Annotated in this window: 15 protein-coding genes; 9 read left to right on the plus strand and 6 right to left on the minus strand. The window is 68.9% G+C overall.

What is annotated here, in order from left to right; translation table 11 throughout:
- Positions 1 to 65 precede the first annotated feature (65 nt).
- The 5 genes from C461_RS01820 to C461_RS01840 all read right to left on the minus strand — a co-directional run bounded on the left by C461_RS01820 (position 66) and on the right by C461_RS01840 (position 1,660).
- On the minus strand, positions 66 to 341 hold the full coding sequence (locus C461_RS01820; RefSeq protein WP_007998128.1) for a DUF3194 domain-containing protein: 276 nt from the start codon (positions 339 to 341) through the stop codon (positions 66 to 68).
- 7 nt (positions 342 to 348) lie between these two features.
- A complete protein-coding gene (locus tag C461_RS01825; protein ID WP_007998129.1) occupies positions 349 to 732 on the minus strand; it encodes a prefoldin subunit beta in 384 nt (127 codons plus the stop codon).
- A 241-nt stretch (positions 733 to 973) separates the two neighbouring features.
- The gene (locus tag C461_RS01830) at positions 974 to 1,231 is read right to left on the minus strand and encodes a KEOPS complex subunit Pcc1 (protein WP_007998130.1); all 258 of its coding nucleotides are present in this window, start codon (positions 1,229 to 1,231) and stop codon (positions 974 to 976) included.
- 22 nt (positions 1,232 to 1,253) lie between these two features.
- Entirely contained in the window at positions 1,254 to 1,388 is a 135-nt protein-coding gene (locus C461_RS01835) for a DNA-directed RNA polymerase subunit P (protein WP_007998131.1), read from the minus strand.
- A gap of 5 nt (positions 1,389 to 1,393) precedes the next feature.
- Complete coding sequence (locus C461_RS01840; protein WP_007998137.1) at positions 1,394 to 1,660, minus strand: hypothetical protein; 267 nt, start codon at positions 1,658 to 1,660, stop codon at positions 1,394 to 1,396.
- 139 nt (positions 1,661 to 1,799) lie between these two features.
- Here C461_RS01840 and C461_RS01845 point away from each other — a divergent pair, with 139 nt between their 5' ends.
- From C461_RS01845 to metG, 7 genes are all read left to right on the plus strand, one after another.
- Positions 1,800 to 2,288, plus strand: a complete 489-nt coding sequence (locus C461_RS01845) for a metal-dependent hydrolase (RefSeq protein ID WP_007998141.1) — start codon at positions 1,800 to 1,802, stop codon at positions 2,286 to 2,288.
- Between the two features lie 132 nt (positions 2,289 to 2,420).
- Positions 2,421 to 4,178, plus strand: coding sequence for a pyruvate kinase (gene pyk, locus C461_RS01850; protein ID WP_007998144.1), 1,758 nt, complete (start codon positions 2,421 to 2,423; stop codon positions 4,176 to 4,178).
- A 121-nt stretch (positions 4,179 to 4,299) separates the two neighbouring features.
- Positions 4,300 to 4,548 carry a DUF7312 domain-containing protein gene (locus tag C461_RS01855; RefSeq protein WP_007998146.1) on the plus strand — a complete coding sequence of 83 codons (249 nt, stop codon included), beginning with the start codon at positions 4,300 to 4,302 and terminating at the stop codon, positions 4,546 to 4,548.
- A gap of 63 nt (positions 4,549 to 4,611) precedes the next feature.
- Positions 4,612 to 5,271 (plus strand): NfeD family protein, encoded by a 660-nt coding sequence (locus C461_RS01860; RefSeq protein ID WP_007998147.1) that lies wholly within the window; start codon positions 4,612 to 4,614, stop codon positions 5,269 to 5,271.
- 146 nt (positions 5,272 to 5,417) lie between these two features.
- On the plus strand, positions 5,418 to 6,041 hold the full coding sequence (gene dcd, locus C461_RS01865) for a dCTP deaminase (RefSeq protein WP_007998148.1): 624 nt from the start codon (positions 5,418 to 5,420) through the stop codon (positions 6,039 to 6,041).
- Positions 6,038 to 6,946 (plus strand): thiamine-phosphate synthase family protein, encoded by a 909-nt coding sequence (locus C461_RS01870; RefSeq protein ID WP_007998149.1) that lies wholly within the window; start codon positions 6,038 to 6,040, stop codon positions 6,944 to 6,946. The genes dcd and C461_RS01870 overlap by 4 nt, the downstream gene beginning before the upstream one ends.
- A 157-nt stretch (positions 6,947 to 7,103) precedes the next feature.
- Positions 7,104 to 9,236 carry a methionine--tRNA ligase gene (gene metG, locus C461_RS01875; RefSeq protein WP_007998150.1) on the plus strand — a complete coding sequence of 711 codons (2,133 nt, stop codon included), beginning with the start codon at positions 7,104 to 7,106 and terminating at the stop codon, positions 9,234 to 9,236.
- Positions 9,237 to 9,339: 103 nt separating this feature from the next.
- Here metG and C461_RS01880 read toward each other — a convergent pair whose 3' ends face one another.
- Positions 9,340 to 9,759, minus strand: coding sequence for a VOC family protein (locus C461_RS01880; RefSeq protein ID WP_007998151.1), 420 nt, complete (start codon positions 9,757 to 9,759; stop codon positions 9,340 to 9,342).
- A gap of 112 nt (positions 9,760 to 9,871) precedes the next feature.
- Between C461_RS01880 and C461_RS01885 the strand changes: the two genes are divergently transcribed.
- Both C461_RS01885 and C461_RS01890 read left to right on the plus strand, forming a co-directional pair.
- Positions 9,872 to 10,534 (plus strand): 2,5-diamino-6-(ribosylamino)-4(3H)-pyrimidinone 5'-phosphate reductase, encoded by a 663-nt coding sequence (locus tag C461_RS01885; RefSeq protein ID WP_007998152.1) that lies wholly within the window; start codon positions 9,872 to 9,874, stop codon positions 10,532 to 10,534.
- Positions 10,535 to 10,931: 397 nt separating this feature from the next.
- Positions 10,932 to 11,855: a coiled-coil protein gene (locus C461_RS01890; RefSeq protein ID WP_007998153.1), complete on the plus strand. Its 924-nt coding sequence runs from the start codon at positions 10,932 to 10,934 to the stop codon at positions 11,853 to 11,855.
- The last annotated feature ends 127 nt before the right edge of the window (positions 11,856 to 11,982 follow it).

Genomic DNA, 11,982 nt, shown 5'->3' on the forward strand with positions numbered 1-11,982 from the left:
CGACGATCGAAAGCGCTCGGTTCCCGGCGTTCAGTTCGTCACGCGCGCAAAAAAGAACGCCCGCCCTACTCCGCGAACAGCTCGTCGACCGCCTCGCCGGCGGCCGCGACCGCCTCGTTGGCGACGGTCTCGGGGTCGGGATCGTCGGGGGCGTTCAGGTAGACGTCCACGTCTAAGACGCCGTCCTCGAACGTCACGGTGACGTCGAGGTCTTTCACCGCGGACTGGTCGTAGTAGGCGAAGACGACGCCCTCCGCCGCCTCGGCGGCGATGGTGACGACCGCCTCGTCGGTGGGATCGTCGCCGTCCGTCGGCGCGTCGTCGCCCGCGTCGTCGCTCATCGCTCGCTTACGCGCCGCCCGCGCCCGGACCGCCCGGTCCCGCCGGGGCGCCGCCCGCGCCGCCCTGCAGCATCTGCTGGAGCTCGCTCTGGAGGTCGTCGAACTGCTCTTCGACGCGCTCCTCCTGCTTCTGGAGCTGCTCGACGCGGACTTCCAGCGAGTCGACCTTGTTCTCGAGGTCGTCGTAGGCGGACTCGTAGTCCGTCTCGACGAGAACCTCACCGATCTCGCGGTACATTCCGGCGTCCTCGTCGACGTCCTCTAAGGCGGTGAGGGCCGTCTTCGACTCGTTGAGCGCGGTCTGCGCCTGCTCCTTCTGCTCGGCGACCTGCTGTGCGGTCTCCTGCAGGTCCTGCAGTTCCTCGATTTTCTCCTGTGCCTCGGGCGGCATGTTCCCTTGCATGGACGCAACGAGGCGACCCGGACAGAAAAACCCCCGACTTCTCGGCTCACGGTCGATGCGTGCGTTACAGCCTCTCAAGCGTACGTACTCGCCGTTTCGCGTCTCGATATCGGGGACCGATACCGAAGGCGCGGCGCGCCGACGGATCGATCGACCGCGCGGCTCTGACGAGGCTCGGCCTCGGGCTGGATTCGGTTTCCGCCGGGCTTGACTCTCGGCAGGACTCAGGTCACTCGTGTGCCGTCACGATGCGCTCGGCGACCTCGATCAGCCGCGACCAACTGTTGACGCCGGCGCGGAGGGCGACGAGGTCGTCAGCGACGACCCGAACGCGGACCGCGTCGCCGTCGCGGGAGACGGTCGCGGCCGAGCGCGCGTCGTCGATCTCGCCGATTTCGGGGGCGAGCGCGTCGTCGACGAGGCGTGCGCGCCGCTCGGAGGGGTACTGAAACGAAAGCACCGTCTCGTGTGCGCGGGGTCCCGTCACGATCGCTATCGGGCCCGGACGCCTACTCGACGTTGACTTCCTTCATGCCGCCGCCGCGCTCTTTTAAGAGGACGCGGTGGCCGCAGTACGGGCAGCGCACGCCGCCGTACTCGTCGAGGGTGACGTCGCGCTTACAGCGGGAGCACTTGTAACTCATCGCGGCTATTCCTCGTCGGCGAGCGCGGCGCGGATGGAGCGGCGGACGGTGCGGCCACCGGGCGTCTCGGGGCGGTACGCCCCGCCGGTGAACGTCTCGCCGGTCTCTTCGTTGACCCAGATGCCGGTGCCCACGCGCTTGACGTCGTCGCCGTCGACGGTCGCGCTGCGCATCTCCTCTTCGATGTCCTGGACCCGCTTGCGGGAGACCCGGCCGTAGCGAGCGCCGAATCGGCCCGCGCTGCCGGTGCTTCGTGCCTTGTCCTCAGCCATAGTGAGTCCGTCTACCGCCAGCGTGGGTAAAAAGGCTACGAGTCGGGGGCGCCAAGTCACGGCCGGCGCCGCTGTCGAGGGGCGGCTCCCAGGCGACCTCGCCGACGCGTTTATTTTTCCCGTTCCCGGAGCGTCGCGTATGTACCGCCGCGGACACGTCGGGCTCGGCCTCCTCGCGTACGCGCCGGTAGCGAGCCTCACCCTCCGGAGCGGCGAACCCGGACTGGCGCTGGTCGGCGTCGCCATCGCGGTCGCGTTCGCGACCCTCCCGGACGTCGACGAGCGCCTCCCGCTTCCGCACCGCGGCCCGACGCACACGATCGCGTTCGTCGTCGCCGGCGGCGGCCTGGTGGGTACCGCAAGCGTCCCGGTCGTCGCCGCTAGCGGGTCGCTCCCGACGTGGACCCCGGTTTTCGCCGGCGTCGTGACGGCCGCGACCCTCGGATCGCACCTCGCCGGCGACGTGATCACGCCGATGGGGATCCGCCCGTTTCGCCCCCTCTCGGACGCCCACTTCACGCTCGACGTGACGCCGGCAGCGGATCCCCGAGCGAACCGGCTCTTCCTCGGGGCCGGCGTCGTCGCCCTCGCGCTTTCGGTCGGTCTCTCTGTCGGACTCCCGAGTTGATCTCGCGTCGGTATCGGGGAGGCCGTCCGGGCCGTCCGGGCCGGTCTTCCTCGCCCGATATTCCTCACGAACGTTCGCTCGCTCCCGGCTCAACCGTGTGTCTTTTTGCGGCCGTACGCTGAATCCGGCGATATGCGCAACGCCAAAATCGTCTGTACGATCGGTCCCGCGTCCGACGACCGGGACACGATCCGCGGCCTCGCGGAGGCGGGGATGTCCGTCGTTCGGCTGAACGCCAGCCACGGCACGACGGCCCACCGCGAGGAGGTCATCGAGCGGGCCCGCGCGGTCGACGAGGCCATGAAGGACCCGCTCGCGGTGATGGTCGACCTGAAGGGTCCGGAGGTCCGGACCGCCGAGATCGACGAGCCGATCGCGATCGCCGAGGGGTCCGAGGTGACGTTCGTCGAGGGCGACGACGCCACTCCCGAGCGCGTCGGACTCACCCACTCGATCGCGGCGGCCGGATCCGGGGACACGGTCCTCCTCGACGACGGCCGGATCGAGTGTCGCGTCGAGCGCGTCGAGGGCGAGTCGGTCGTCGCGACGGTCGTCTCCGGCGGCCAGCTCAGCTCCCGGAAAGGCGTGAACCTGCCGGGCGTCGCGATCGACGTCGACCTCATCACGGCGGAAGACGAGGCCGAACTCGATCTCGCCGCCCGAGCGGACGCGGACTTCGTCGCGGCCTCCTTCGTGCGAAACGCCGAGGACGTCTATCAGATAGCCGACGAGCTGGAGGCGCGCGGCGGCGACGACATCCCGGTCATCGCGAAGATCGAACGGGCCGGCGCGGTCGACAACCTCGACGGGATCGTCGACGCCGCGGACGGCGTGATGGTCGCCCGCGGCGACCTCGGCGTGGAGTGCCCGCTCGAGGACGTGCCGGTGATCCAAAAGCGGATCATCCGCAAGTGCGTCAACGCGGGCGTCCCCGTCATCACGGCGACGGAGATGCTCGACTCGATGGTCACGTCCCGCCGCCCGACCCGGGCGGAGGCCTCCGACGTGGCGAACGCGGTCCTCGACGGGACCGACGCGGTGATGCTGTCCGGCGAGACCGCCATCGGCGACGACCCCGTCAACGTGGTGGAGACGATGGACCGGATCGTGCGGCAGGTCGAGTCGAGCGACGAGTACGCCGAGACGCGCGAACAGCGCGTCCCGGCCGCGGCGGAGGGGTCGCGGACCGAGGCGCTCGCGCGCTCGGCCCGCTACCTCGCGCGCGACATCGGCGCCTCGACGGTCGTCGCGGTCTCGGAGTCGGGCTACACCGCCCGCAAGACCGCGATGTTCCGGCCGGGCGTTCCCGTCGTCGCGACGACGCCCGACGACCGCGTCCGCCGACAGCTCGCGCTCTCGTGGGGCGTCAGACCGGTCCTGACGGAGTACGCCCGCGACATGGAGACGATCCTCGACAACGCGGTCGACGCCGCGCTCGACACCGGCGGGGCCGCCTCCGGGGACACGCTCGTCGTGCTCTCCGGGATGCTGACCGAGTTCGAGGGGACGAACACGACGAACACGCTCAAGGTCCACGTCGCCGCCGAGACCCTCGTGACGGGCAAGGCGGTCGTCGCCGGCCGGATCGCGGCGCCGGTCTACCGCAGCGCCGACGGAGACCTGAGCGACCTCCCCGAGGGGTCGATCGTCGCGCTCGGGCCCGGCTTCGAAGGCGAGTTCTCGGGCGATCTGGACGCGGTGGCCGGGATCATCGACGCCCGCGAGGGGATGACCGGCTACCCGGCTGTCGTCGCCCGCGAACTCGGCGTGCCGATGGTCTCGGGCGCGCAGCTGCCCGAGAACGTGGGCGACGGCACCGTGGTGACCCTCGACGGCGAGCGAGGGATCGTCTACGACGGCGACGTGATCGCGGCGGCACAGCAGCGATAGCTCGTCACGAAACCGGCCACGCGGCCCGGCCACAGAGCCGCTGACCGGCCCTGGAACCGAATCGGACCGAGATCGACGACCACCCGCCAGTCATTTACCGTCGAATCGCGTAGCGCCGGCCATGAGCCGCGAAGACGACGGCGACGGAGACACGCGCAGCCGGGCCAACCGGACCCGGAGCGCCGCCGCCGATGACGACGAGCGCCAGTGGCGGTTCGCCGTCGACGACGTCGGCCCCGACGGCATCGTCGAGGACACGGGGACGCCCGAGACGGAGCCGATCGAACCCGGCTCGATCGACGCCGAACACGCCGCCTTCGTCGTGCTCGGGGTCGTGCTCACCGTGGTCGTGCTGCTGTTCGGGTTCTGAGGGAGTCGCGCCGCGGTGGCGGGCCGCACCATAACTTATCACCACGCGGCCGTACCTCCGGACATGGACGTGCTCTTGCAGTCCGGGCTGTTGGCACCCGACACCCTCCCCCTCCTGCTGTTGACGGCCGGGTTGCTGCTCTCGATGGCGGAGGCGCTCGCCCCGGGAGCGAACTTCATCGTCATCGGAATCGCGCTGATCGGGGCCGGACTCGGCGGGCTCCTGTTGGCGTCGCTGGGCGTCACCGGTGCGGTTCTCACGGTGATAATGGCGCTGTTGACGCTCGTCTTCGGCGCGGTCGCCTTCTACGGCTACCACGAGTTCGACCTGTACGGCGGGAAGGGACAGCGACAGACGAGCGACAGCGACGCGCTGAAGGGGAAGACCGGCACCGTGACGGAGCCGGTGACGCCCGCGGGCGGGGAGGTGAAACTCTCCGGCGGCGGGTTCAACCCCTACTACTCCGCGCGCTCGATCGAGGGGACGATCGCCGAGGGCGAGGAGGTGATGGTCGTCAACCCCGGCGGCGGCAACGTCGTCACCGTGGAATCGATGGGGTACGTCGAGGACGACATCGACAAGGAACTCGCCGCGGACAGAGCGCGCAAGCAGGCACAGGAGGCTGCGGGCGAGACAGACGAGACGGACGCGACGGGCGACGCCGACCGAGAGACCGAGGACGACGCCGATCTGGAGACCGAAACCGAAACCGAACGCGAGTGACAGCGAGACGCGGCGTCGTGCGGCGCTGCTCGGCACCGGCGAGTACGACGCTAGCACGATCGATGCGGCCGGCGTGGCGGCTCCCTCGGTACCCGTCCTGCGACACATTCGGGAGCTTTTAGCCCACCCGCCGACGCGATTCCGACATGATCCTGTCGGACGCCGACATCCTCGACCGCCTCGCGGACGGGGATCTCGTCATCGAGCCGTTGGCAGACGTCGATCAGCAGGTCCAGCCCGCGAGCGTCGACCTGCGCCTCGGCGAGCGATTCCTGGAGTTCCAGCGCACCAACATCCCGTGTATCCACCCGACCGAGGCCGACGAGGTCGGCGAGTACGTCACGGAGACGACCGTCTCGGAGGGAGACGAGTTCATCCTCCACCCGGGCGACTTCGTGCTCGGGACGACGACGGAGCGCGTCGAGATCCCCGACGACCTCGTCGCACACGTCGAGGGTCGGTCGTCGCTCGGTCGGCTCGCGATCGTCGTGCACGCGACCGCCGGGCTGTGCGATCCGGGGTATCACGGACAGATCACGCTCGAGCTCTCCAACCTCGGCACCGCGCCCGTCGCGCTCTCGCCGGGGATGCGCGTCTCCCAGCTCACCTTCACAGAGCTCAAGTCGCCCGCGGATCGCCCCTACGGCGCGGAACGCGGCTCGAAGTATCAGGACCAGGACGGGCCGCAGGCGTCCCGGATCGGCTCCGATCCGGAGTTCGACGGCGGTGACGACGGCGACGGCGGCGACGGCGGTGGAGTCGAGCCGTGAAGTTCATCGAGGAGGTCGTCGTCGACGAGTTCCTCCCCACCGTTCGCTCGATGCTGGCGGAGGACCTCCGCGACCGCGGCTTCACCCAGCGAGAGGTCGCCGACGCGCTCGGCATCTCCCAGTCGGCGGTGTCGAAGTACGCCCACGGCGACGTGGCTCGCCACGAGCGGGTCGTCGCCGACGAGCGCGTCCGCGACCTCGTCGAGCGCGTGGGCGAAGGGCTCGCCGACGGCGACCTGAGTCCGATCGCGGCGCTCGTCGAGATCGAGGTGCTGATCCGCCAGTTGGAGGACGGGGACCTGCTCGCCGACCTTCACGAGGAGGCGATGCCCGCGCTCGCCGACGCCGACGTGGAGTTCTCCGTCCACGACCCGGACAGCGGGCTCCGCGAGCGCGAGCGCGTCCTCGGCTCGGTCCGTCGCGGCCTCCGGACGCTGACGAACGCCTCGGGGTTCGCCGCGCTCATCCCCAACGTCGGGGCGAACGTCGCCGAGTGTCTCGCCGGCGCCCGGACCGTCGACGACGTGGCGGCGGTGCCCGGGCGGCTCGTCGACGTGAAGGGGCAGGCGATGGTGCCCGGCGAGCCGGAGTTCGGCGTGAGCGAGTACGTCGCCACGGTGCTGCTCGCCGCCCGCGCCGCCGGTGTGACCGCCCGCGGCGCGGTGAACGTCCGCTACGACCCCGAGACGATCGAGCGGCTCGGCGCGTCGCACCCGACCGTCGAGTTCGACCCCGAACGGCCGACGCGGGAGGCCGTCGCCGCCGCCATCGACGAGGCGGACCTCGACGGCGATTCCGACGCGCTCGTCCTCTATCAGACCGGCGCGGTCGGGATCGAGCCGATCGTGTACGTGCTCGCGCCGACGGCGGCCGACGCGGCGGCGATCGTTCGAGACATCGTCTGAGGGCTACTCGGTTGACCGAGTGTCGCCGAACGTCGGATCTACCGTCCGTCCACGTCGGCGCCGGTGATCTCGAACCTTCCGCCACCGATGAGAAACCGGACGGCCCGGAACCAGCGGGCTTTAGGCCCGATCGACCGACACACGACATACACACCGCATGAGCCACGAGGACTTCCCTACGGACGACCCGGCGGTGGTGACCTGTGGACTGCCGTACGCCAACGGCGACCTCCACATCGGCCACCTGCGCACCTACGTCGGCGGCGACGTGTACAGCCGCGCGCTCGAACGACTCGGCCAGCAGACGGCGTTCGTCTCCGGCTCCGACATGCACGGGACGCCCGTCGCGGTCAACGCCGAACAGGCCGGCGTCTCCCCCGAATCGTTCGCGCTCGACTGGCACGAGCAGTACGCCGCGACGTTCCCGAAGTTCAACGTCGAGTTCGACAACTACGGGCACACCCACGACGAGACGAACACCGCGGTCACCCAACAGCTCGTCAGTGACCTCGAGTCGGCCGGCCACGTCTACGAGAAGGAGATCATGGTCGCGTACGACCCGGTCGACGACCAGTACCTCCCCGACCGGTACGTCGAAGGGACGTGCCCGTACTGCGGCGCGCACGCCCGCGGCGACGAGTGCGACGAGGGGTGCCAGCGCCACCTCGAACCCGGCGAGGTCGAAGATCCCGAGTCGACGATCACCGGCAACCCCGCCGAGTACCGCGAGCGCACTCACAAGTTCTTCGCGGTCTCCGAGTTCTCCGAGTACCTCTCCGGCTTCCTCGACCGGCTCGAAGGCACCTCGAACGCCCGGAACCAGCCCCGCGAGTGGATCGAACAGGGGCTCCAAGACTGGTGTATCACCCGGGACATGGACTGGGGGATCGACTATCCGGGAGAGAACCCGCAGGACCTCGTCTTATACGTCTGGGTCGACGCTCCGATCGAGTACATCTCCTCGACGAAGCAGTACACCGAACGCGTCGGCGCCGACGCCTTCGATTGGGAGGCCGCGTGGAAAGAGGGCGCGAGCGACGACCACCCCGAGGGCGGCGAGATCGTCCACGTGATCGGCCGCGACATCATCCAGCACCACACGATATTCTGGCCCGCGATGCTGGAGGCGACCGATCACACCGAACCCCGCGCCGTCATGGCGAGCGGGTTCGTCACCCTCGGCGGCAAGGGCTTCTCCACCAGCCGCGACCGCGCCGTCTGGGCCGACGAGTACCTCGACGAGGGGTTCCACCCCGACCCGCTGCGCTACTACCTCGCGACGAACGGCGGGTTCCAACAGGACGTGGACTTCTCGTGGGAGAAGTTCCGCGACCGCGTGAACACCGAGCTGGTCGGCACCGTCGGCAACTTCCTCTACCGCTCGCTCCTCTTCGCGCACCGCAACTACGACGCGGCGCCCATCGCGGACGCCACCACCGACGAGGTCGCGGAGCGGATCGACGAGGCGATCGCCGACGTCGAGGCCGCCGTCAACGACTACTCCGTGCGCGCGCTCGGCGACGCTGTCACGAACCTCGCCCGGTTCGGCAACGAGTACATCCAGCGCAGCGAGCCGTGGAACCTCGTCGACGACGACCCCGAGGAGGCCGCGCGGGTCATCCACGACTGCGTCGCGATCGCGAAGGCGATCGCGGTCCTCTTCGAGCCGATCGCCCCGGAGAAGTGCGAGCGGCTCTGGAACCAGCTCGGCGAGGACGGCTCCGTCCACGACGTGACCGTCGAAGCGGCCCGCGAGGAGCCCGCCGGCGACCTCGCGGAGCCGACGGAGCTGTTCGAGAAGATCGAGGACGACCGCGTCGAGGAGCTGAACGAGAAGCTCGAAGCCCGCGTCGCCGAGGCGGAGGCGGGCGGAGAAGGCGACGGCGACACAACCGACGACGACACAACTGACGACGACGCAGACGACACCATGACCGACGACGACTCCACCGACATCGACCCCCTCAGCGACGACCGCATCAGCTTCGACCAGTTCCAGGACCTCGACATCCGGATCGGCCGGATCGAGGAGGCGGAAGGGATCGAGGGTGCCGACGACCTCCTGAAGCTCCGCGTCGACCTCGGCGCGGAGACGCGGACCATCGTCGCGGGGCTCAAACAGCTCCACGACGTCGACGACCTCCCCGGCACGAAGGTCGTCGTGCTCGCGAACATGGAGAAGGCCGAACTGTTCGGCGTCGAGTCGAACGGGATGGTGCTGGCCGCCGGCGAGGAGGCCGACCTCCTCACGACCTACGAGGACGCCGGGCCCGGCACGAAGGTGAAGTGAGGGGCGGTGCGGCCGATGCGGCCGCCCCGCGGTGAAGCGGTTCAGGCCGCCCCGCGGTGAAGCGATTCAGGCCGTCATCCCCGTCTCAGATCCTGTTCCCGACTCAGGCGTCCAGCACTTCGATCAGGTTGCCGTCCGGGTCCCTGACGAACAGCACCGTGGTGCCGCTCGCGGTCGTCCGCGGCGGCGATAGCGTCTCGACGCCCTCGTCGAGAGTAGTATAAAAATCGTCCACGTCGTCGACCGACAGCCCGAGGTGAGTCGCTCCCGGTCGGTTCAGCTCCGGGTCGGGCGTCTTCTCCCCCGCCGGCTCGTACGCGACGAGTTCGACGATCGCGTCGCCCGCGTCGAGATGCGCGAACTCGGCTTCCGCGCCCGCGACGTCGACCGCTTCCGCAAAGGCCTCGCCGCCGACGGCGAACTCGGCGACGACCTCGAGGCCGAACGTCTCGGTATAAAAGTCGACGGCGCGGTCGAGGTCGGAGACGGTGATACCGACGTGGTGCGCGGTGAGATCGGACATGGGTAGCCTCTCGCTCGGGGTCAAAAAACGGTGTCGACGACGCGGTGCGGGCCGACGGTAACGCGGAACGCGTGACCGAAACGCCCATTCGGCGCCCGCGCGACCTCCACGCATGCACGTCGTCGTCAACGCCGCCCAGAGCGTCGACGGGAAGCTCGCGACCCGCCGCCGCGAACAGCTCCGGATCTCCGGCCCGGAGGACTTCGACCGCGTCGACCGCGTCCGGGCCGCCGCGGACGCGGTGCTGGTGGGCGTGGGCACCGTCCTCGCCGACGACCCGCACCTCACGCTCGACGAGGAGGACCGCCGGGTCCAACGGCTCCGGAACGGTCGCGAAGGCAACCCCGCCCGCGTCGTCGTCGACTCGACCGGACGGACGCCGACGGACGCTCGGATCCTCGACGACGCGGCGACGACCTACCTGCTCGTCTCCGAGGCGGCTCCCGCCGACCGTCGCGAGGAGCTGCGCGCGGCCGGCGCTGAGGTGATCGTCGCCGGCGCGGAGCGCGTCGACCTCGCGGCGGGAGTCGAGGAACTGGCCGAGCGCGACGTCGACCGTCTGATGGTCGAGGGCGGCGGCGAGATTATCTACTCCTGTTTCGCCGCCGGCGTCGTCGACGAGCTCCACGTGTACGTGGGATCGATGGTGATCGGCGGGCGAGACGCGCCGACGCTCGCCGACGGCGACGGGTTCGTGGAGGCGTTCCCGCGGCTCGATCTGGTCGGCACCGAACGGCTCGACGACGGGGTCGTGCTCTCCTACGAGGTCGCCTGAGACGCGTCCGCCGCCGATTCACAGCGATAACCGCTGACTCACAGCTCGATAGCCGACCCACTGCCGTAGCCGTCGATCCGCGGTCGACCCCGCCGATCCGCGAGCGGCGCGGTCGGTCGGGGACGTGGCTCTCCGGTTGTGAACGTTTCACATTACGGTCATACGTCCCAATAGGTGTGTGACAACTCAACACGGATCGGCCGGTATACGGTCCGTGCTACCGGGTTCCACCCGATTCACCGAAGTATTTATATGTCGGCCTGTGGTAGGATTTGGTACCAGAACGCCTCCGGCGCTGGTGGAATCGCACGCTGAAATGAACGGGAGCTCTTGTGAACGGCCCCACACACGACGGCGAGCGTTCGCCACATCCGGAGCGGTGATGGAGAGATAAAAAATGGTAACGAAAGAAGAAGTCATCGAGCAGTACGAGATCGAGGCGATGGACGAAGCGGACAACGTGGACCTTTCTGAGGACGACCTTGAAAACGGGTCGAAAGGACAGCTCATCAAACGAGCCGGTCAGCTGCGCGACCGGCGGAACGAGCTGAACCAGATGGCCAGCGAGCGCGCGTCGAAGCGCGACGACCTCAACGCGAAGACGCGCGAGAAGGTCGACGAGGCCCAGGAACACCGCGAGAAGCGCGACGAGCTCAACGAGCAGGTCCAGGAGCACAAGGACAAGCGGAACGAGCTCAACGCCGAGGCCAACGAGCTGTTCGACGAGGTCGAGGACCTCAAACAGGACATGGAACTCGGCTCCGGCAAGTCCATCGAGGAGCTCAAAGAGGAGATCGAAGACCTCGAGTTCCGTCAGCAGACGGAGGTGCTCGACGCCGACGACGAGCGCGAGCTCATCGAGAAGATCGACGACAAACGCGAGAAGCTCGCCGAGAAGAAGGACAAGGTCGACGACACGAGCGAGCTCGACGACCTCGTCGAGGAGGCCGAAGAGGTTCGCTCCGAAGCGTCCCAGCACCACCAGAAGGTGACGGAGCTCGCCGACAAGGCCCAGGAGCACCACAACCAGATGATCGAGGCCTACCGCGAGGCCGACGACATCCGCGACGAGGCCGACGAGATGCACGAGCTGTTCGTCGAGGCCCAAGAGGCCGCCGACCAGCACCACGAGGACTTCGTGCGCGTCCAGAAGCGCCTGCGCGAGCTCGACAAGGAAGAGGAGCGCGAGCGCAAGGACGAGCGCGCCGAGAAGCGCGAGGAGGAGAAAGAGGAGGCCGAGGAGATCTACCAGAAGTTCAAGGAGGGCGAGACGCTCGACACCGAGGACCTGATGAAGCTGCAGAAGACCGGCCTGCTGTAAGTCCGGACACGCGATTTTCTCGGTTTTGCGGTTTTCACCGACCAACGCACGAGAGCGACGGCGATCGCGACTCGACGACGATCGCGATTCGACGAGGATCGCGATTCGGCGGCGATCGGGTGACGGC

The sequence above is a fragment of the Halorubrum aidingense JCM 13560 genome (assembly GCF_000336995.1).
GTDB lineage: Archaea > Halobacteriota > Halobacteria > Halobacteriales > Haloferacaceae > Halorubrum > Halorubrum aidingense.